The organism is Bradyrhizobium sp. 23AC (assembly GCF_054863025.1).
The window spans coordinates 788,197-807,535 of the sequence record NZ_JAVAYN010000001.1; the positions used below are offsets into that span (position 1 = coordinate 788,197).

A 19,339-nucleotide genomic window follows, 5' to 3' on the forward strand; every position below is an offset into this window, starting at 1 on the left:
GATGAGCGAAGATCGCGATTCGGTGTTCGCATTCGTGCCGACTGACAGTCCAGCAGCAATCCGGCGGCTGGGCACAACGGGCAAGGCGCCCGTATGACCCGAAAGGATGGACGCCATCCGAAATCCAAAAACCATGGCAGGATCGCAGGACGCTGATCACCCGCTTCGATCAGCGCCCCGCAATCTTGCGCATGGTTTTTGTTTTTCGAGCCGTCCTTCTTTCGAGAACCCATGAAAGAAGACATCTATGTTCAATAAGCATTCGGTCGAGATCGACTGGGGTGGACGCACTCTCAAGCTGGAAACCGGCAAGATCGCCCGTCAGGCCGACGGCGCCGTCGTCGCCACCTATGGCGAGACCGTGGTGCTCGCCACCGTCGTCGCGGCCAAGGCGCCGCGCGAAGGCGTCGACTTCCTGCCGCTGACCGTCGACTACCAGGAGAAGACCTACGCTGCGGGCCGCATTCCCGGCGGCTATTTCAAGCGCGAGGGACGTCCGACCGAGAAGGAGACGCTGGTCTCCCGCCTGATCGACCGTCCGATCCGTCCGCTGTTCGTCGACGGCTGGCGCAACGAGACCCAGGTGATCGTCACCGTGCTCTCGCACGACATGGAAAACGATCCTGATATCGTCGCGCTGGTGGCTTCGTCCGCTGCGCTGACGCTGTCCGGCGCGCCGTTCAAGGGCCCAATCGGTGCCGCACGCGTCGGCTTCGCCAACGACGAGTTCATCCTCAATCCGACGCTCGACGAGATGGTCGACACCCAGCTCGACCTGGTCGTCGCCGGCACCGCCGACGCCGTGCTTATGGTCGAATCGGAAGCCAAGGAGCTGAACGAAGACATCATGCTCGGCGCAGTGATGTTCGGTCACCGCCACTTCCAGCCGGTGATCAACGCGATCATCGAGCTCGCCGAGAAGGCTGCGAAGGAGCCGCGCGAAGTCACCGTGATCGACAATTCGGCGCTCGAGAAGGAAATGCTCGGCCTGGTCGAGCAGGAGCTGCGCGCCGCCTACGCCATTCCGGTCAAGCAGGATCGCTACGCCGCGGTCGGCAAGGTCAAGGAAAAGGTGATCGCCCACTACTTCCCGGAAGGGCAGGAGCCGAAATTCGACAAGCTGCGCATCAGCGGCGTGTTCAAGGAACTCGAGGCGAAGATCGTTCGCTGGAACATCCTCGACACCGGCAAGCGCATCGACGGTCGCGACAGCAAGACCGTGCGCAACATCGTCGCCGAAGTCGGCGTGCTGCCCCGCGCCCACGGTTCGGCGCTGTTCACCCGCGGCGAGACCCAGGCGATGGTCGTGACCACGCTCGGCACCGGCGAGGACGAGCAGTACATCGACGCGCTGTCGGGAACGTACAAAGAGACGTTCCTGCTACACTACAACTTCCCTCCCTACTCGGTCGGTGAGACCGGTCGCCTCGGCGGCACCAAGCGTCGCGAGATCGGCCACGGCAAGCTCGCCTGGCGCGCGATCCACCCGGTGCTGCCGCCACACCACGAATTCCCCTACACCACGCGCGTGGTGTCGGAGATCACCGAGTCGAACGGCTCGTCCTCGATGGCTTCGGTCTGCGGCGCTTCGCTCGCGCTGATGGATGCCGGCGTGCCGTTGAAGCGGCCGACCGCGGGCATCGCGATGGGCCTGATCCTCGAAGACAAGCGCTTCGCGGTTCTCTCGGACATTCTCGGTGACGAGGACCATCTCGGCGACATGGACTTCAAGGTCGCCGGTACCGAGCAAGGCATCACCTCGCTCCAGATGGACATCAAGATCGAGGGCATCACCGAAGAGATCATGAAGGTCGCGCTGGCCCAGGCCAAGGATGGACGTATCCACATCCTCGGCGAGATGGCCAAGGCGCTTACCAACGCCCGCGCCGAGCTCGGCGAATACGCGCCGCGCATCGAGACCTTCAAGATCGCCACCGACAAGATCCGCGAAGTGATCGGCACCGGCGGCAAGGTGATCCGCGAGATCGTCGAGAAGACCGGCGCCAAGGTCAACATCGAGGACGACGGCACCGTGAAGGTCGCCTCCAGCGACGGCGAGGCCATGAAGGCCGCGATCAAGTGGATCAAGTCGATCGCCTCCGATCCGGAAGTCGGCCAGATCTATGACGGCACCGTCGTCAAGGTGATGGAGTTCGGCGCCTTCGTGAACTTCTTCGGCTCCAAGGACGGTCTCGTCCACATCAGCCAGCTCGCTTCGGCGCGCGTGCAGAAGACCTCCGACGTCGTCAAGGAAGGCGACAAGGTCAAGGTCAAGCTGCTCGGCTTCGATGATCGCGGCAAGACTCGCCTGTCGATGAAGGTGGTCGATCAGACCACCGGCGAAGACCTCGAGGGCAAGGGCGAGGGCGAAAAGGCCCCGCGCGAAGCCGCCGGCGAGTAAAGCGCTCGCTACACTGCAGAAAAACGAAAGGGCGGCCGAAGGGCCGCCCTTTTTTGTTTGTGTTCGCTCCGGGCGAGATGCGCCCCCTCTCCCGCTTGCGGGGGAGGGTTGGGGTGGGGGTGCTTCCGCAAAGAGACTCCCAACGACGAGAGAGCCCCCACCCGCGCCTTCGGCGCGACCTCCCCCGCAAAGCGGGAGAGGTTGCACCGAGCCCGAGGTGAGATCAGTCGACCTCAGCCCGCGATGTCGTAACGGTCGAGGTTCATCACCTTGGTCCAGGCCTTGGCGAAGTCCTTTACGAACTTCTCCTTGGAGTCCGACGAAGCATAGACCTCGGCGAAGGCGCGGAGCTGCGAGTGTGCGCCGAAGATCAGGTCGGCGCGCGTGCCGGTCCACTTCACCGCATTGGTCTTGCGGTCGCGGGCTTCGTAGGTGCCGTCAGAAGCCGGCGTCCACTGCGTGCTCATGCCGAGCAGGTTGACGAAGTAGTCGTTGCTCAGCGTGCCCACCTTCGACGTGAAGACGCCGTGCTTCGAGCCGTTCGCATTGGCACCCAGCACACGCAGGCCACCGACGAGCACCGTCATCTCGGGCCCGCTCAGCTTCAGAAGCTGCGCGCGATCGACGAGAGCCTCTTCCTGCTGCAGGAACTGATGCTTCTTGCCGACATAGTTGCGGAAGCCATCGGCCCGCGGCTCCAGCGGCGCGAATGAATCAGCGTCGGTCTGCTCTTGCGAAGCATCCATGCGGCCCGGCGTGAAGCCGACCTTCACGTCGACGCCGGCATCCTTGGCAGCCTTCTCGACCGCGGCAGAACCGCCGAGCACGATGAGGTCCGCGAGCGAGACCTTCTTCGCGCCTGAAGACGCGTTGAAGTCCTTCTGGATCGCTTCGAGCTTGCCGAGAACCTTGGAGAGCTGAGCCGGCTGGTTCACCTCCCAATCCTTCTGCGGGGCAAGACGGATGCGCGCGCCGTTGGCGCCGCCGCGCTTGTCCGAGCCGCGGAACGTCGAGGCCGACGCCCACGCGGTCGAGACCAGCTCGGAGACCGACAGACCCGAGGCCAGGATCTTGGTCTTCAGCGCAGCGATGTCCTGCTCGCTGGCCAGCTCGTGATTCACGGCCGGAATCGGATCCTGCCAGATCAACGTCTCCTTCGGCACCAGCGGGCCGAGATAGCGCTGGATCGGACCCATGTCGCGATGGGTGAGCTTGAACCAGGCGCGGGCGAAGGCGTCCGCGAACTGAGCCGGGTTCTCCAGGAAGCGACGCGAGATCTTCTCGTAGGCCGGATCGAAGCGCAGCGAGAGGTCGGTGGTCAGCATCGTCGGCCGATGCTTCTTCGACTTGTCGAAGGCATCGGGAATGATCGCGTCGGCGCCCTTGGCGGTCCACTGGTTCGCACCGCCCGGGCTCTTCGTCAGCTCCCATTCGTAGTTGAACAGGTTCTCGAAGAAGTTGTTGCTCCACTTGGTCGGCGTCGCCGTCCAGGTCACTTCGAGACCGCTGGTGATGGAATCACCGGCGAGGCCCGAAGCGTGCTTGCTCTTCCAGCCGAGGCCTTGATCCTCGAGCGCGCCCGCTTCCGGCTCCGGACCGACCAGCGACGGATCGCCCGCGCCGTGTGTCTTGCCGAAGGAGTGGCCGCCGGCGATCAGCGCGACGGTCTCTTCGTCGTTCATCGCCATGCGGGCGAAGGTCTCGCGGATGTCCTTGGCCGCAGCGACCGGATCCGGCTTGCCGTTCGGGCCTTCCGGATTGACGTAGATCAGGCCCATCTGCACCGCGCCGAGCGGCTCGGCGAGCTGGCGTTCACCGCTGTAGCGCTCATCACCCAACCACGTGCCTTCGGGACCCCAATAGAGCTCTTCCGGCTCCCAGACGTCCGCGCGGCCGCCGGCGAAGCCGAAGGTCTTGAAGCCCATCGATTCCAGCGCGACATTGCCGGCGAGAACCATCAGGTCGGCCCAGGAGAGCTTGCGGCCGTATTTCTGCTTGATCGGCCACAGCAGCCGGCGCGCCTTGTCGAGGTTGGCGTTGTCGGGCCAGCTGTTCAGCGGCGCGAAACGCTGCTGGCCGGCACCGGCGCCGCCACGGCCGTCGGTGATGCGGTAGGTGCCTGCGCTGTGCCAGGCCATGCGGATCATGAGACCGCCATAGTGACCGAAATCGGCGGGCCACCATTCCTGCGAGTCCGTCATCAGCGCGGTCAGGTCCTTGACGACCGCGTTAAGGTCGAGCGTCTTGAATTCCTTGGCATAGTCGAATTCGCCGCCCATCGGATCGGACAAGCCGGAATTCTTGTGCAGCATCTCGATGCTGAGCTGAGTTGGCCACCAATCGCGGTTCGCTGGCACGCGTTTTCCACCCGAAAACGGGCACTTCGAAGTGTCGTCCATTGAATACCTCCTCTGGTGGCGTCGAACTTGCGCCTTTGACCAGGTAGAACCACTCTAAGCGTCGCGTCCTATCAGGTAAAGTTGACTTTAATGATCGCTGCGATAGGATTTTCTGATGATAAACCTGACGCTGCGCCAGCTCCGGTACTTCGACGCCCTGGCGCGTCACGGCCATTTCGGCCGCGCAGCCGAGTCCTGCTCCATCTCGCAACCGGCCTTGTCGATGCAGATCAAGGAGTTGGAGGAGACGCTCGGCGGCCTGCTGCTGGAGCGCAGCGCCCGGCAGGTGGCGCTGACCCGGTTCGGCGAGGAGCTCGCGCAACGCGTTCGCGACATTTTGCGCTCGGTCGATGAGCTCGGCGATTTCGCCCGCGCCTCGCAGGACCGCTTCGCCGGCCGCCTGCGCATCGGCATGATCCCGACGATCGCGCCGTATTTGCTGCCCACCATCACCAAGAATCTCACGCGCATGCATCCGGAGCTCGACATCCGCGTACGCGAGACCATGACGCCGCGATTGATCCAGGAGCTGGTGGAAGGGCGGCTCGACACCGCCATCGTGGCGCTGCCGGTGTCCGAGCCTTCCCTCACCGAGGTCGCCCTGTTCGAGGAGAAATTCCTGCTGGTCCGGCCGAGCGCAGATGAAGGGACCCCGGCGCCGTCGCGCGAGATGATGCGCGAGATGCGGCTGTTGCTGCTCGAAGAGGGACACTGCTTCCGCGATCAGGCATTGTCGTTTTGCAACATGCAGTCGGCGCCGCCGCGCGAGATGCTGGATGCTAATTCGCTGTCGACGCTGGTCCAGATGGTCAGCGCCGGCATCGGGGTCACGTTGATCCCGGAGATGGCGGTGCCGGTGGAGACGCGATCGGCGTCGGTCTCGCTCGCGCGCTTCCGCGACCCGCAGCCATCCCGCACCATCGGCATGGTCTGGCGCAAGACCAGCCCGCTGGCGCGGCAGCTGCTGCAAATCTCCGAGGTGGTGTGCTTGTCGGCCGGCAAGGTGCGCGCACGCCCGCCTGTGCGCAGCCAGCGGGCCTGAGGCCTTGATGCTCATCCCCATCATCCGCCCCGCCCGCGCCGACGAATATGACGAGGTCGGCCGCGTCTGGATGGAGAGCTGGGTCTCGACCGGCCTCGGCGAAGCGAGCGACTTTCTGCTCGCCAATCTCCGCGCGCGCATCCGGCGCGAGATCGAGAATGGCTGGAGCCTGTTCGTCGCCGATGATCGCGGCACGATCGCCGCCATGCTGGCACTGCATGTGCCGAAACTCTATCTCGACATGCTTTTCGTCGGACCCGCCTATCAAGGGCAATCGCTCGGGCGAAAGCTGCTCGCCTTCACCCGCACGCAAATGCCGGATGAGATGTATCTGCGCTGCGTGCGCGAGAACGAAAAAGCCTGGCGCTGGTACGAGCGCGAAGGCTTTGTGTTCGAGAAAGAAGAGATCGAGCCGTCGAACGGGTTCGTGATGAAATATTATCGGTGGCAGAAGACGTCATAGGTTCTGCTTGCGGAGCCGCCCCGCACGCTCTAGTTTGCGGATTGCATCTCAGCAACTTCCGCTCACGAGTCATGTTACGCAATCTCGCCGTCGCCGCCCTGTTCGCGTCGCTTTGTGCATCGACCGGATCGGCCCAGTCTCCCTCCGCTCCACCAACTGCCACACCCCCGGCAACAGCCAAGCCTGTTGCGAAAAAGGCTGCGCCGAAGGCCAAGCAGCCGGCAGCGAACAAGCCGCAAGCGGTGGACGTCGGCCCCTGCAAGCTCGGCGTAATCTCCGTGATCGGGGAGCGCTACTCCGTCCAGAAGTTCGGGCTGACCATCTTCGAGAACGAGGAGGCCGAAGTCCCTATCGACTGGGGTCTCGACGATCTCGTGTTTGCGCGCGTGAAAGCGGCAACCGGCGGCGATCCCGGTGTTCGCAGGATCGCCTACCCCAAGGGCGCCTTCGAACCGTTCTATCATCCGAAATCGCGATTCATTCCCGATCCCAACGAACGCCTGCCGGCGATCGTGCGTGGCATCACGCCGAACGTGAGCTGCGATCGCTATCTGGTTGCGACGACGTACAAGGGAGAATTGCCGGGCAGCCGCATGATGTTGAACGGAATCGGCACATTCAATCAAGGGCTCGGAAATCTGATCCGGCATTCGCATTTGTTCGCGAACATCTCGATCAACCTGATCGACGGCCGGAGCTACGAGGAGATCAAGCGCCCCTTTGTAAATTTCGGCGCGAACTTCGCCGCAAGTATGCGACTGACCGAAGACCCGCTTAACAAGCTCGACAATGATCAGTTCCCCAACCCGCCCGCGACCGCTTCGAGCAGCGCGATCCTGCGCGAGAGAACGCGGGCGCTCATCACCGACAGGCTCGATCGGGGGCTTCCCGGCTATCTGAAGCAAGACTGACACGCACTCATTCGCGTCGACCAAGATGTTGACGACCGAACGCTGCATCGGACCAACCGTAGTGCGTTGCGATTTCGAAGCAGACACGCGATGAATAGCCTTCGCCCGCCTCACGCAGATGGAAGGTTCCCCGCCATGATCAAGCTCTATTGGTCGCCCCGCTCGCGTTCGTTCTCGACGCTCTGGCTGATGGAAGAGAGCGGCCTTGCCTACGAACGCGTGCTGACCGACATCTCGACCGGCGCGCAGAAGGCGCCGGACTATCTGAAGATCAATCCGATGGGCAAGGTGCCGGCGCTCAGCGACGGCGAAGCCGCACTCGGCGAGGCCGCCGCGATCTGCGCCTACATTGCCGACCGCTATCCGGAGACCAAGCTGGCGCCTGCCGTAACCGATCCGCGCCGCGCGCGCTATCTGCAATGGCTGTTCTTCTCACCGAGCTGCATCGAGCCGGCCATCATCCAGATCTTCACCAAGATCGAGATCCCGACCTCGACCGCCGCCTGGGGCAGCGCGACGCAGGTGTTCGACGTGCTGGAGGCTGCGCTTGCCAAGGGGCCGTGGATTCTCGGCGAGGAGTTTTCGGCCGCCGACATCACGATCGGATCGGGCCTGAATTACGCGGTGCGCCTGTTCAAGATGGTGCCGTCGCGCCCCGCCTTCGATGCCTATCTCGCACGCTGCATGGCACGTCCCGCGTTCCAGCGGGCGGAGAAGATCGCGGCGGGTTAGACGAACTCTCGTAGGGTGGGCAAAGCGTAGCGTGCCCACGTCATGTATCTATTGCGATCACGCAGAGATGGTGGGCACGTCGCTTGCGCTCCTTTGCCCACCCTGCGGCAGCTTCGTCTATTCCGTCTTCAAATCGTCAGGCCGCGGCATCAGCACGATGTTGTAGCCGGAATCGACGTAATGGATCTCGCCGGTCACGCCGCCGGAGAGATCCGACAGCAGATACAGCGCCGAGCCGCCGAGCTCGTCGAGCGTAACGCCGCGGCGGAGCGGCGAATGCTTTTGCATGAAGGCGAACATCGCGCGCGCCTCGCCGATGCCCGAGCCGGCAAGCGTGCGGATGGGGCCTGCGGAGATCGCGTTGACGCGGATGCCGCGCGGTCCGAAATCGGCGGCGAGATAGCGCACGGAGGCTTCCAGCGCCGCCTTGGCGACGCCCATCACGTTGTAGTTCGGCATCGCGCGTTCCGAAGCGCCGAAGGTCAGCGTGATCATGTTGCCGCCCTCGGTCATCAGCTCGGCGGCGCGCTTTGCGACCTCCGTGAACGAGAAGCAGGAGATCACCATGGTACGTGAAAAGTTCTCGCGGCTGGTGTCGGCGTAGCGGCCCTTCAGCTCGTTCTTGTCGGCAAAGCCGATGGCGTGGATGACGAAATCGAGCTTGCCCCATTTTTCACGGAGCGCGTCGAAGGTTGCATCGACGCTGGCGATGTCCTCGACATCGCACGGTAGCACCAGATCGACCCCAAGCGATTCTGCCAGCGGCTTGACGCGCTTGCCCAAGGCCTCACCCTGAAAGGTGAAGGCAAGCTCGGCACCGTGGGCGTGCAGCGTCTTCGCCATGCCCCAGGCGATCGAATGATCATTGGCGATGCCCATGATCAGACCGCGCTTGCCTTTCATCAAACCTTCCATCTCGCGATCACCTTCCGCTTTCGTCGTACCCGAGCTTGTCGCGGGCACCCACGCCCTTCGCAGCATGGGCCCCAGACGTGGATGGCCGGGACAAGCCCGGCCATGAGGAGAAAATCAACAGTGCGCCAACAATGACGTCACACATCCATTCGGCTGAACACCAGCGTGGCGTTGGTGCCGCCGAAGCCGAAGGAGTTCGACAGCACGGTGCCGATCTTGACGTTGTCGATGCGCTTGCGCACGATCGGCATGTCGGCGAACACGGGATCGAGCTCCTGGATATGCGCGCTCTCGCAGATGAAGCCGTTGTTCATCATCAGCAGCGAGTAGATCGCCTCCTGCACGCCGGTGGCGCCCAGCGAGTGGCCGGTCAACGCCTTGGTCGCCGAGATCGGCGGGCACTTCTCGCCACTTCCGAACACGCGGCGGAGCGCGTCGATCTCCGGCGGATCGCCGGCCGGGGTCGAGGTCGCGTGCGGATTGATGTAGTCGACCTTGGTCTTCACCGTCGACATCGCCATGCGCATGCAGCGCTCGGCGCCTTCGCCTGAGGGTGCGACCATGTCGTAGCCGTCCGAGGTCGCGCCGTAGCCGACGATCTCGCCGTAAATGCGGGCGCCACGCGCCTTGGCATGTTCGAGCTCTTCCAGCACCAGCACGCCGGCACCGCCGGCGATCACGAAGCCGTCGCGGTTGACGTCGTAGGGACGCGAGGCCGTGGCCGGCGTGTCGTTGTACTTCGAGGACATCGCGCCCATGGCGTCGAACAGCACGGAGAGCGACCAGTCCAGCTCCTCGCAGCCGCCGGCGAAGATGACGTCCTGCTTGCCGATCTGGATCGTCTCATAGGCGTTGCCGACGCAATGGTTCGACGTCGCGCAGGCCGAGGAGATCGAATAGTTCACGCCCTTGATCTTGAACCAGGTCGCAAGCGTCGCAGAGGCCGTGGACGACATCGCCTTCGGCACTGCAAACGGTCCGACGCGCTTCGGTCCCTTGGTGCGGGTGATGTCGGCGGATTCAACGATGGTGCGGGCGGAGGGGCCGCCGGAACCCATGATGATGCCGGTACGGATGTTGGAGACTTCGTCGGGCGACAGGCCGGAGTCCTGGATCGCCTGCTCCATCGCGACGTGATTCCATGCCGCGCCCTGACCGAGGAAACGCATCGCGCGGCGGTCGACCACCGTCGCAGGATCGAGCGTCGGCGCGCCCGCTACCTGCGAACGGAAGCCGAGCTCGGCATATTTCTCAGCCCGCGAAATGCCCGACTTCGCCTCGTGAAGGCTCGCAAGCACTTCCTGGGTGTTGTTTCCGATCGACGAGACGATGCCCATCCCGGTGACCACAACCCGCCTCATGACAGCCTCGCCTTAATCGTTGTTGTCTTGGTGATGCGCTCAGCCCAGGCTCGTGCCCTGCTTGAACAGGCCAACCTTCAAGTCCTTGGCGCGATAAATAATCTGGTCATCGACCGAAAGCCACCCGTCGGCGATGCCGAGCACCAGCTTTGAACGCATCACGCGTTTGATATCGACGTTGTACACAACCTTGCGGGCCTCGGGCAGCACTTGGCCGCTGAACTTCAGCTCGTTCAGGCCAAGCGCGCGACCACGACCTTCGCCCCCGGTCCAGCCCAGGTAAAAGCCGACCATTTGCCACAGCGCGTCGAGGCCGAGGCAGCCGGGCATCACCGGATCGTTCTTGAAGTGGCAGCCGAAGAACCAGAGGTCGGGCTTCACGTCGAGCTCGGCGCGCACCACCCCCTTGCCGAACTCGCCGCCATTGTCGCTGATGTCCGTGATGCGGTCGAACATCAGCATCGGCGGCAACGGCAGCTGGGCGTTGCCCGGGCCGAACATCTCGCCGCGGCCACAGGCCAGCAGATCTTCGTATTCGTAACCGTTGCGCCTGTTCAGCATGCACGAGCCTCTGTTTGAATTCCGATTGAGCGGCGCTTTTTGGCGAAAATGGGCCCCGTCTCGGTCGGAGAGCAACGCCAATTGCCACCGTCAGGCGCCGCGCCCGCATGCCCCGGATGGACTGCGGACCGGGCTTCGATGCCCGGCAGCGCCAAAATCGGCTAAGCGGAACCGCGCGCTCTCTAACACAGGCTATTTCGGGTAGCAAAGCGCAACCATGAAGGTAAAATGACGCGATCCCGGTGCAGTTCCAAGCCTGATTAGAACCTCTCTAGTTGCGAGAAACTTGCATCTGCATCTTTCTGTTCTTATATTGCGGAGAGATATTGTTCACGCGTGCCCGAAATCTGGAAATGAGCGAGAATACTGCGCCCCATCACGACGACGACGTCCACTCCGCGGCCCTGCTGTCCGGCCGCCAGCCGGCTCTCACCGGCTGCCCCTGGCACGACGTCAACGAAATGCTCCAGTCCGCCGGGCTCCGTCCGACGCGTCAGCGCATGGCACTGGGCTGGCTGTTGTTCGGCAAAGGTGCTCGCCACCTCACGGCTGAAATGCTCTACGAGGAAGCCACGCTGGCCAAGGTTCCGGTGTCGCTGGCGACTGTCTACAACACGCTGAACCAGCTCACCGATGCCGGCCTGCTCCGCCAGGTCAGCGTCGACGGCACCAAGACCTATTTCGATACCAACGTCACCACCCACCATCACTACTACCTCGAGAACAGCCATGAGCTGGTCGACATAGAGGATCCGCATCTGGCGCTGTCCAAGATGCCGGAGGTGCCGGAAGGTTACGAGATCGCGCGCATCGACATGGTCGTGCGTCTGCGCAAGAAGCGCTGAACTAATTCTAGATTGCTGATGCGATCGTCATGGCCGGGCTCGTCCCGGCCATTGTCGTTTTAGGCCGTCATTCCGGATGGTGCGCTAGCACCAGACCTCAGGCGCGCAATTGCGCACCGGGGAATCTCGAGATCCCGGGTTCGATGCTGCGCATCGCCCCGGGATGACCCTTCGGGTCAGTTGACCTGCTCGTCCGAATACACGCCCCAGAGGCGCTCCTGCTGGATCCAGCCGTCGAAACCGTTGCCGGTGACGCGGCACCAGTTTGCAGCGCACTTCTTTACCTGCGTGACGACGCCGGCCTGGAGTCTTGCTGCGACCGCGCTGTCGAGGTCGGCGCGATCGTAGATCGGGGCGAGGTCGTCCTTGTGCTTCATGGTGACGACCGCGGTGCGGCGGCCCGACAGCAACGAGTGATAGACCCAGCCCTCGGCGCCTTCGGAATCGCGCACCCGGCGCCAATTCTCGAACTCGGCGGTGATTTCCACCGGCAGGCCCGAACGGGTGTAGACCCAGGCCACGTCATTGTCCTTGGTCGGGCCGGCGCGGACGTTCACATGATCCGATTTGAGGCTGACATAGCGCGGCACCGGCAGGCCGCTGGCGGTCTGGGGCGTCGTATCCTTGGCGGAATGCGAGGGGCCGACCGAAGCGCTCAACCAGGTGCAAACGAGCGCCATCACCGAACAAAAACGCCCCAACGCCATCAACCCGTCTCCTGTCGAAGACCCGGCCCGAGCCCGGTCCTCACCCCAAATTCCAAATCCTGCCGCGCACCCCCCTGACCCGCCCCACGCGGGTGTTCCCCAAACCGGGCTCCTTGAAGCCTTGACCCGTGGTTCTTGTCTTGGCCCGGCCTTCTGCTAGAGAGGACGGGCACTTGAACAACCAGTTTGCCCCGATTTTCCGGCCGGAAATATCGGGAGAGCTTGAAGGAAACGCCCGGGGACGGACACGGCAAGGGCAGTGTCGAACAACCGGGTTAATGAGACCTCAACGACCGGCCTTTGGCGACAGAGGCGGCTTGCGACGCCTCATGAGAGCAGGACATGTCGGTGAAGAAAAAGCCCCTCGTCGTGGTGACGCGCAAGCTGCCGGATTCGATCGAGACGCGGATGCGCGAATTGTTCGACGCGCGGATCAATCTCGAGGACACGCCGATGTCCGCCGACCAGATCGCGGAAGCCGCACGCACCGCCGACGTGCTGGTTCCGACCGTCACCGACCATATCAGCGCCGACATCATTAACCAGCCCGACTGCAAGCTGCGGCTGATCGCCAATTTCGGCAACGGCGTCGATAATATCGACGTCGAGGCCGCGCATGCCCGCGGCATCACCGTCACCAACACGCCGAAGGTTCTGACCGAGGACACCGCCGACATGACCATGGCGTTGATCCTCGCCGTGCCCAGGCGGATGATCGAAGGCGCCTCGATCCTGACCGAAGGAAAACCCTGGCCGGGCTGGTCGCCGACCTGGATGCTCGGCCACCGCATCGGCGGCAAGCGGCTTGGCATCATCGGCATGGGCCGCATCGGCCAGGCGGTGGCGCGCCGCGCCCGCGCCTTCGGCCTGCAGATCCACTATCACAACCGCCGTCCCGTCGCGCCGAAGATCGCCGAAGAGCTTGGCGCGACCTATTGGGAAAGCCTCGACCAGATGCTGGCGCGGATGGACATCATCTCGGTGAACTGTCCGCACACGCCGGCGACCTATCATTTGCTCTCGGCGCGGCGGCTGAAGCTGATCCGCAAGGACGCCTACATCGTCAACACCGCGCGCGGCGAGGTCACCGACGAGGACACGCTGATCAAGCTGATCGAAGGCGGCGAGATCGGCGGCGCCGGGCTCGACGTTTACGAGCACGAGCCCGCGGTCAACCCGAAGCTGGTGCGGCTCGCCAAGGCCGGCAAGGTGGCGCTGCTGCCGCATATGGGCTCGGCCACGATCGAAGGCCGCGTCGAGATGGGCGAGAAGGTGATCATCAACATCCGCACCTTCCTCGACGCCCACAAGCCGCCGGATCGCGTGCTGCCGAGCATGCTCTAAGGTTTATTTCCTGCGCGTCTCGCGCTTGCGCCAGTCGGCGACGAAATCGATGAAGGCGCGCAGCGCGGGCGGCGTCTGGCGCCGGCTCGGGTAATACAGGAACGGGCCGGGAAACGGCTCGCACCAATCTTCCATCAGGCTGATCAGCGCGCCTGACTTCAAGGCATCGCCGACATAGCCATCGAGGCTTGCCCAGATGCCCGCGCCGGCGAGCGCGGCCTGCATCGCAAGATTCATGTTGGTCGAGATCAGCTTGGCCGGCGGATCGACCTTCACGATCTGGCCGGCCTTCTCGAACTCCCAATCGTGCATCACGCCGCTCGAATACCGGGCGCGGATGCAATCATGATCGAGCAGATCCTTCGGATGCTTCGGCTCGCCGCGGCGCGCGACATAATCGGGCGAGGCGACGACGACATAGTGCTGCGGACCGCTCAGCGGGATCGCCACCATGTCCTGCGCGAGATGCTCGCCATAGCGCACGCCGGCATCATATCCGGCGCTGACGATGTCGACGAAACCGCTCTCGGACACGACGTCGAGATCCACCTGCGGATGGACGCTAAGAAACGGCCCGACCATCGGCGCCAGCACGAGATCGACGGCCGGGGGCGGCGCGTTGATGCGCAGGCGGCCGGAGGCGACCTCGCGCAGGCCCCGCACCTCCGCCAGGGCATCGCCGACATCGCGCAGCGCAGGTGCCACCCGCGACAGCAGCAGCTCGCCCGCCTCGGTCAGGGCGACGCTGCGGGTGGTGCGGTTCATCAGGCGGACGCCGAGGCGCTCCTCGAGGTCGCGTAGCCGCTGGCTAAGGCTCGACACCGACACGCGAATTTCGACCGCCGCCCGCCGGAAATTCCGGGTGCGGGCGACCGCCACGAAGACGTCGAGATCGCGCAGATCAGGCTCAGTCATTGTTCGATAGGATGAACAAGCCATTCGGCATTGTCCAGCTTATCGGCGCAATAGACCAGGCGCATATCCCTCCTCGTCCCGCGGCGCAATCAGCCTGCCGCCTTTTCGAGGAGAGCCACCATGGAACAGCACAAACTCGGTTCAACCGGCCCCAGCGTCTCTGCCCTTGGTCTCGGCTGCATGGCCATGTCGGACGCCTATGGCCCGGCCGATCGCGGCGAGAGCATCGCCACGGTCCATGCGGCGCTCGACGCCGGCATCACGCTGCTCGACACCGGCGATTTCTACGCCATGGGCCACAATGAAATGCTGATCCGCGATGCGCTGAAGGAAGTGGCGCGCGACAAGGTGCAGATCAGCGTCAAGTTCGGCGCGCTACGCGGCCCCGCCGGTGAATTCACCGGCATGGATTGCCGCCCGGCCGCGATCCGGAATTTCTTCGCCTATTCGCTGCAGCGGCTCGGCACCGACTATATCGACATCTACCGCCCGGCGCGGCTCGACCCCAGCACTCCCATCGAAGAGACGATCGGCGGCCTCGCCGATCTCGTGAAGGCCGGCTACATCAGGCATATCGGCCTGTCCGAGGTCGGCTCCGACACCATCCGCCGCGCGCATGCCGTGCATCCGATCGTCGATCTCCAGATCGAATATTCGCTGATCGAGCGCGGCATCGAGCGCGACATTCTCAAGACCTGCCGCGAACTCGGCATTGGCATCACCGCCTATGGCGTCCTGGCGCGCGGCCTGATCAGCGGCCATTGGTCGAAGGACTCGGGCGGGGCGGGCAAGGACTACCGGCTGATGACGCCGCGCTTCCAGGGCGCGAACCTCGACGCCAATCTGGCGCTGGTGGAGTCCCTGCGTGCCATCGCCGCCGAGATCGGTGCAACGCCGGCGCAGGTCGCAATCGCCTGGGTGGCGGCGCAGGGCAAGGAGATCATCCCGCTCGTGGGCGCACGTACGCGCAATCGTCTCAGCGAAGCGCTCGGCGCGACGAAGGTGACGCTGACACAGACGCATCTCGCGGCATTGGCAAAGGCGTTTCCGCCCAACGTTGCCGCCGGCACGCGCTATGCCGCCGAGCAGATGGCCCATCTCGACAGCGAGAAGCCGGCCACGGCGTAACGGAGCAAATCAAGTGCGATGGGCGCTGAGGTCGGTGACCACGGGCCCGTCGCCGTTGAGCGGGTTGGCCGGATCGCGCGAATAGCGCAGCGTCTCGAAGCGCATCGCGCGCGCATCGATCATCAGGAGGCGGCCGACGAGGCCGTCGCCAAAGCCGACGATCTCGCGGATCGCCTCCATCGCCATCATCGATCCCAGCACGCCCGCCAGCGCACCCATGACGCCGGCTTCCGCGCAGGCAGGAACGGTACCCGGCGGCGGCGCCTCCGGAAACAGGCAGCGATAGGTCGGATTGAATTCGCCCTGCTCGTTGGTCTCGTGCGCGCGGATGGTGGTGAGCGAGCCGTCGAAGGTGCCGAGCGCCGCCGTGATCAGCGGCCGCTTCGCGAAGAAGCAGGCGTCCGAGACCAGATAGCGCGTCGAGAAATTATCGGAGCCGTCGAGCACGAGGTCGTAGTCGCCGATCAGGCTGAGCGCATTGTCGGCATTCAGCCAGGTGGCGTGGCCGACGAAACGAACATGCGGATTGAGCGCCGCAATCCGCTCGGCCGCGCTCTCGACCTTGTGCCGGCCGATATCGGGCGTGGTGTGGATCACCTGGCGCTGCAGGTTGGACAGCGACACCACGTCGTCATCGACCACGCCGAGCGTGCCGATACCGGCGGCGGCCAGATACATCAGCGCCGGCGCGCCTAGCCCGCCGGCACCGACCACCAGCGCGGAGGCCCGCTTCAGCGCCGCCTGGCCCGGTCCGCCGACGTCGCGCAGCACGATATGGCGGGCATAGCGTTCGAGTTCGTCCGGGCTCAGCATCGTCGTACGCCTCTCTTACCAAGCCGTCGCTTTCACTCCTCATGGTGAGGAGGCGCAAAGCGCCGTCTCGAACCATGCAGGCCCCGATCTCGCCGCGGCCATCCTTCGAGACGCGGCCTTGAGGCCGCTCCTCAGGATGAGGACCTGAGTACGCGGCTCGACCTTAGGCCTGAACCAGCCCAACATTGTTCGCGACCAACGAGATGTGCTTGAATGGCATTGCGTTCAATGGGCTGGTTGGATTTGTCATGAGATCGATGCTTGCGGCAACCTTGATGTTTGCGGCTGCCACAGGCGCGCACGCCCAGATGACGACACCGCAGATCCCCGGTACCAAGCCGAAGCCGGTCCAGACCGTGCCGATCCGGCCTCCGGCCACGCAGACGCCATCGGCGACGGCGGATGCGATGGCGCAGGCGGAGCGGCTGTCGCTGCAATCCGACCTCGCCTGGGTCGGCCAGTACAACGGCGCCATCACCGGCGACGTCAGCGCGCGCCTGGTCAACGCCATCAAGGAATACCAGAAGGCGAAGGGCGCCAAGCCGACCGGCGTGCTCAACCCGCAGGAGCGCGCCGCGCTGGCCGAGACGGCGCGAGAGAAGCAGGAGGGCGTCGGCTGGAAGATCGTGACGGAGCCGACCAGCGGCGCCCGGCTCGGGATCCCCTCGAAACTGGTGCCGCAGCAGGCGAGCGACGCCAACGGCTCGAAATGGACCTCGCCGACCGGAACCGTCCAGGTGCTGCTCAGCCGCCGTAAGGAGGCGAACCCGACCGCGGCAAAACTCGCCGACCTCGAGAAGGAGCCATCCGGGCGCAAGGTCGACTACACCGTGGTGAAGCCCGATTTCTTCGTGCTCTCGGGATTGCAGGGCCTGAAGAAATTTTACGTCCGCGGCACCTTTAGAGGTGACGAGGTCCGCACCATGACGATCCTGTACGACCAGGCGACCGAGAACACGGTCGAGCCGGTCGTGATCGCGATGTCGAGCGCGTTCAACGCGTTTCCGTCCGGACCGCAAGCCGGGCCGTCGCCGCGCAAGACCGTCGAGTACGGCACCGGCCTCGTCGTCAGCGACGACGGCGCGATCGTCACCGACCGCCTCGTCACCGACAGCTGCCTCGCCATCACGATCGCCGGCTATGGCAGCGCGGATCGCCTCGCCGAGGACAAGGAGCGCGGTCTCGCACTGCTGCATATCTACGGTGCGCGCGGCCTGAAGCCGCTCAGCCTTACTGGCGGCGCGGCCAAGACGAACGTGGATGTCGTCGGCATCGCCGATCCGCAGAGCCAGGGTGGCGCGGCCGGCGTGTCGAGCATCAAGACCGCGCTGGCGCCGGTCCCGAGCAGCGATTCCATGCTGTCCCCACCGCCGGCGGTCGGGTTATCAGGTGGTCCGGCGATCGATGGCGACGGCAAGTTCGCCGGCATTGCGCTGGTGAAGCCGGCGATGGTGGCGGGACCCGCGACATCGGTGCCGGCATCACAGGCCGTGATGGTGCCCGCGGAAACGGTGCGCGATTTCCTCAAGGCGAACGAAGTCACAGCGAACGGCACCTCGACCGACGCGAAAGCCGCCGTCGTGCGCGTGATTTGCGTGCGGAAGTAGGTTTAACGCCAACTCTCGTGTCCCGGACGCGGTGCGGCGCGTAGTGCTGCGCTTTGTCCTGGACACGAGTTCAACTGAGCCGCGAGCATCATCACACGTACGACTACTGGTCCAGTAATGGTACGGATTCGCCGGCAATCCCGATTTCGCCATCATCGTTATTGTTGATTCGGACATCCGCGGTCCCCCTTTGGATCGGGCAGGGCACGTCCTGAGCGAGAAGAGCTCAGCATCGAGAAGCGATGCACGTTCGCGTGGCGTTATCCCGAGACCCAAGCAATCCAAAGGATTCATCTTCCAATGCACACGATCGTACTGGCCACCCAAAAGGGTGGCAGCGGCAAGAGCACGCTCGCCATCGGCCTCGCGCTCGCGGCCAAGCTGGCCGGCTTCACCGTCCGCCTGATCGAGACCGACCCGCAGGGCACCCTGTCGAGCTGGCAGCGCCGCCGCACCACCGATGATCTCGTCGTCGAGCCGATTTATCACGCCGCCGACATCGAGCCGCGCCTGAAGATGCTGGCTGACAGCGGCCTGCAGCTCGCGATCATCGACACCGCCGCCGGCCTCAGCGCCGCGACCACCGCTGCGATCCGCCATTCCGATCTCTGCCTGATCCCGGCCCGCCCGAGCGTCGCCGACATCGAGGCGACCGTCTCGACGCTCAGCGTCGCACGCGCCTGGAAGCGGCCCTACAGCTTCGTGCTGAACCAGACGCCGATCCGCGGCCAGCGCATCGACAACGCCGCCAACACCCTCGCCGAGGAAGCGGCGCTCGATCTTTCGGACGTGCTCGCGCGCCCGCTGATCGTGATGCGTAACGACCACCAGGATTCGCTCGCGAGCGGCCTTGCCGTGAGCGAATTCGCGCCGAACGGGAAGTCGGCGGACGAGATCCGCGGCCTCTGGCGCTGGATCGAAACCCGGCTCGAGCTCAGCGCCACGACCAATGTCCTGATCGATCAGATGATGTCGCCTGCGGACGGCGTGCTGCATGTCGCTGCCGATCTTTCGGCGGACGAGACCACGACACTGGCGTCCTGAGCGGGGCAATCGCTCTGACGGCGGTTGGCGCTTCACCATCCGGAAGGGCCCTAGCGACGAAGCAATCCGGCCACCAGCCCGGCCGGATTGCTTCGCTTCGCGGGTTTTGTAAACGCTCTATTTTCGCGTCGTAGCCCGGATGGAGCGCAGC

General features: G+C 64.3%; 17 protein-coding genes. 10 read left to right on the forward strand and 7 right to left on the reverse strand.

The window, feature by feature from the left end; all coding sequences use genetic code 11:
- Positions 1 to 247: 247 nt before the first annotated feature.
- Positions 248 to 2,401, forward strand: a complete 2,154-nt coding sequence (gene pnp, locus RAD10_RS03695; RefSeq protein WP_461616369.1) for a polyribonucleotide nucleotidyltransferase — start codon at positions 248 to 250, stop codon at positions 2,399 to 2,401.
- A 233-nt stretch (positions 2,402 to 2,634) separates the two neighbouring features.
- Here pnp and katG read toward each other — a convergent pair whose 3' ends face one another.
- The gene (gene katG, locus RAD10_RS03700; RefSeq protein WP_461616370.1) at positions 2,635 to 4,800 is read right to left on the reverse strand and encodes a catalase/peroxidase HPI; all 2,166 of its coding nucleotides are present in this window, start codon (positions 4,798 to 4,800) and stop codon (positions 2,635 to 2,637) included.
- Positions 4,801 to 4,915: 115 nt separating this feature from the next.
- Here katG and RAD10_RS03705 point away from each other — a divergent pair, with 115 nt between their 5' ends.
- The 4 genes from RAD10_RS03705 to RAD10_RS03720 all read left to right on the forward strand — a co-directional run bounded on the left by RAD10_RS03705 (position 4,916) and on the right by RAD10_RS03720 (position 7,948).
- On the forward strand, positions 4,916 to 5,842 hold the full coding sequence (locus RAD10_RS03705; RefSeq protein WP_179732622.1) for a hydrogen peroxide-inducible genes activator: 927 nt from the start codon (positions 4,916 to 4,918) through the stop codon (positions 5,840 to 5,842).
- A 7-nt stretch (positions 5,843 to 5,849) separates the two neighbouring features.
- Positions 5,850 to 6,305, forward strand: a complete 456-nt coding sequence (locus RAD10_RS03710) for a GNAT family N-acetyltransferase (protein WP_461616371.1) — start codon at positions 5,850 to 5,852, stop codon at positions 6,303 to 6,305.
- Positions 6,287 to 7,216 carry a hypothetical protein gene (locus tag RAD10_RS03715; protein ID WP_461616372.1) on the forward strand — a complete coding sequence of 310 codons (930 nt, stop codon included), beginning with the start codon at positions 6,287 to 6,289 and terminating at the stop codon, positions 7,214 to 7,216. The genes RAD10_RS03710 and RAD10_RS03715 overlap by 19 nt, the downstream gene beginning before the upstream one ends.
- 135 nt (positions 7,217 to 7,351) lie before the next feature.
- Positions 7,352 to 7,948 (forward strand): glutathione S-transferase family protein, encoded by a 597-nt coding sequence (locus tag RAD10_RS03720; protein WP_461616373.1) that lies wholly within the window; start codon positions 7,352 to 7,354, stop codon positions 7,946 to 7,948.
- A gap of 117 nt (positions 7,949 to 8,065) precedes the next feature.
- On the opposite strand, the gene fabI is transcribed toward RAD10_RS03720, so the two are convergent.
- The 3 genes from fabI to fabA all read right to left on the reverse strand — a co-directional run bounded on the left by fabI (position 8,066) and on the right by fabA (position 10,785).
- Positions 8,066 to 8,863 carry an enoyl-ACP reductase FabI gene (gene fabI, locus RAD10_RS03725; protein ID WP_461616374.1) on the reverse strand — a complete coding sequence of 266 codons (798 nt, stop codon included), beginning with the start codon at positions 8,861 to 8,863 and terminating at the stop codon, positions 8,066 to 8,068.
- A gap of 137 nt (positions 8,864 to 9,000) precedes the next feature.
- Positions 9,001 to 10,224, reverse strand: a complete 1,224-nt coding sequence (gene fabB / locus RAD10_RS03730; RefSeq protein WP_461616375.1) for a beta-ketoacyl-ACP synthase I — start codon at positions 10,222 to 10,224, stop codon at positions 9,001 to 9,003.
- 39 nt (positions 10,225 to 10,263) lie between these two features.
- Complete coding sequence (gene fabA / locus RAD10_RS03735; protein ID WP_091962240.1) at positions 10,264 to 10,785, reverse strand: bifunctional 3-hydroxydecanoyl-ACP dehydratase/trans-2-decenoyl-ACP isomerase; 522 nt, start codon at positions 10,783 to 10,785, stop codon at positions 10,264 to 10,266.
- 353 nt (positions 10,786 to 11,138) lie between these two features.
- Between fabA and irrA the strand changes: the two genes are divergently transcribed.
- Positions 11,139 to 11,630 carry an iron response transcriptional regulator IrrA gene (gene irrA / locus RAD10_RS03740; protein WP_014490952.1) on the forward strand — a complete coding sequence of 164 codons (492 nt, stop codon included), beginning with the start codon at positions 11,139 to 11,141 and terminating at the stop codon, positions 11,628 to 11,630.
- A 176-nt stretch (positions 11,631 to 11,806) separates the two neighbouring features.
- On the opposite strand, the gene RAD10_RS03745 is transcribed toward irrA, so the two are convergent.
- On the reverse strand, positions 11,807 to 12,337 hold the full coding sequence (locus tag RAD10_RS03745; RefSeq protein WP_018323403.1) for an SH3 domain-containing protein: 531 nt from the start codon (positions 12,335 to 12,337) through the stop codon (positions 11,807 to 11,809).
- Between the two features lie 342 nt (positions 12,338 to 12,679).
- On the opposite strand from RAD10_RS03745, the gene RAD10_RS03750 reads away from it, so the two are divergent.
- On the forward strand, positions 12,680 to 13,681 hold the full coding sequence (locus tag RAD10_RS03750) for a 2-hydroxyacid dehydrogenase (RefSeq protein ID WP_091962243.1): 1,002 nt from the start codon (positions 12,680 to 12,682) through the stop codon (positions 13,679 to 13,681).
- Between the two features lie 3 nt (positions 13,682 to 13,684).
- On the opposite strand, the gene RAD10_RS03755 is transcribed toward RAD10_RS03750, so the two are convergent.
- The gene (locus RAD10_RS03755; protein WP_461616376.1) at positions 13,685 to 14,596 is read right to left on the reverse strand and encodes a LysR family transcriptional regulator; all 912 of its coding nucleotides are present in this window, start codon (positions 14,594 to 14,596) and stop codon (positions 13,685 to 13,687) included.
- Positions 14,597 to 14,716: 120 nt separating this feature from the next.
- On the opposite strand from RAD10_RS03755, the gene RAD10_RS03760 reads away from it, so the two are divergent.
- A complete protein-coding gene (locus tag RAD10_RS03760; RefSeq protein WP_461616377.1) occupies positions 14,717 to 15,724 on the forward strand; it encodes an aldo/keto reductase in 1,008 nt (335 codons plus the stop codon).
- Positions 15,725 to 15,733: 9 nt separating this feature from the next.
- On the opposite strand, the gene RAD10_RS03765 is transcribed toward RAD10_RS03760, so the two are convergent.
- Positions 15,734 to 16,537, reverse strand: coding sequence for a HesA/MoeB/ThiF family protein (locus tag RAD10_RS03765; protein WP_091962254.1), 804 nt, complete (start codon positions 16,535 to 16,537; stop codon positions 15,734 to 15,736).
- A 248-nt stretch (positions 16,538 to 16,785) separates the two neighbouring features.
- Between RAD10_RS03765 and RAD10_RS03770 the strand changes: the two genes are divergently transcribed.
- Complete coding sequence (locus tag RAD10_RS03770; protein ID WP_461616378.1) at positions 16,786 to 18,144, forward strand: peptidoglycan-binding protein; 1,359 nt, start codon at positions 16,786 to 16,788, stop codon at positions 18,142 to 18,144.
- A 300-nt stretch (positions 18,145 to 18,444) separates the two neighbouring features.
- Positions 18,445 to 19,188 carry a nucleotide-binding protein gene (locus RAD10_RS03775; protein ID WP_461616379.1) on the forward strand — a complete coding sequence of 248 codons (744 nt, stop codon included), beginning with the start codon at positions 18,445 to 18,447 and terminating at the stop codon, positions 19,186 to 19,188.
- Positions 19,189 to 19,339: the final 151 nt, after the last annotated feature.

What these genes read in the sequence shown, in the direction of transcription:
- pnp (WP_461616369.1), top strand. Translation starts at nt 248, where the DNA reads ATGTTCAATAAGCATTCGGTCGAGATCGACTGGGGTGGACGCACTCTC.
- katG (WP_461616370.1), bottom strand. Translation starts at nt 4,800, where the DNA reads ATGGACGACACTTCGAAGTGCCCGTTTTCGGGTGGAAAACGCGTGCCA.
- RAD10_RS03705 (WP_179732622.1), top strand. Translation starts at nt 4,916, where the DNA reads ATGATAAACCTGACGCTGCGCCAGCTCCGGTACTTCGACGCCCTGGCG.
- RAD10_RS03710 (WP_461616371.1), top strand. Translation starts at nt 5,850, where the DNA reads ATGCTCATCCCCATCATCCGCCCCGCCCGCGCCGACGAATATGACGAG.
- RAD10_RS03720 (WP_461616373.1), top strand. Translation starts at nt 7,352, where the DNA reads ATGATCAAGCTCTATTGGTCGCCCCGCTCGCGTTCGTTCTCGACGCTC.
- fabI (WP_461616374.1), bottom strand. Translation starts at nt 8,863, where the DNA reads ATGGAAGGTTTGATGAAAGGCAAGCGCGGTCTGATCATGGGCATCGCC.
- fabB (WP_461616375.1), bottom strand. Translation starts at nt 10,224, where the DNA reads ATGAGGCGGGTTGTGGTCACCGGGATGGGCATCGTCTCGTCGATCGGA.
- fabA (WP_091962240.1), bottom strand. Translation starts at nt 10,785, where the DNA reads ATGCTGAACAGGCGCAACGGTTACGAATACGAAGATCTGCTGGCCTGT.
- irrA (WP_014490952.1), top strand. Translation starts at nt 11,139, where the DNA reads ATGAGCGAGAATACTGCGCCCCATCACGACGACGACGTCCACTCCGCG.
- RAD10_RS03745 (WP_018323403.1), bottom strand. Translation starts at nt 12,337, where the DNA reads ATGGCGTTGGGGCGTTTTTGTTCGGTGATGGCGCTCGTTTGCACCTGG.
- RAD10_RS03750 (WP_091962243.1), top strand. Translation starts at nt 12,680, where the DNA reads ATGTCGGTGAAGAAAAAGCCCCTCGTCGTGGTGACGCGCAAGCTGCCG.
- RAD10_RS03755 (WP_461616376.1), bottom strand. Translation starts at nt 14,596, where the DNA reads ATGACTGAGCCTGATCTGCGCGATCTCGACGTCTTCGTGGCGGTCGCC.
- RAD10_RS03760 (WP_461616377.1), top strand. Translation starts at nt 14,717, where the DNA reads ATGGAACAGCACAAACTCGGTTCAACCGGCCCCAGCGTCTCTGCCCTT.
- RAD10_RS03765 (WP_091962254.1), bottom strand. Translation starts at nt 16,537, where the DNA reads ATGCTGAGCCCGGACGAACTCGAACGCTATGCCCGCCATATCGTGCTG.
- RAD10_RS03770 (WP_461616378.1), top strand. Translation starts at nt 16,786, where the DNA reads ATGAGATCGATGCTTGCGGCAACCTTGATGTTTGCGGCTGCCACAGGC.
- RAD10_RS03775 (WP_461616379.1), top strand. Translation starts at nt 18,445, where the DNA reads ATGCACACGATCGTACTGGCCACCCAAAAGGGTGGCAGCGGCAAGAGC.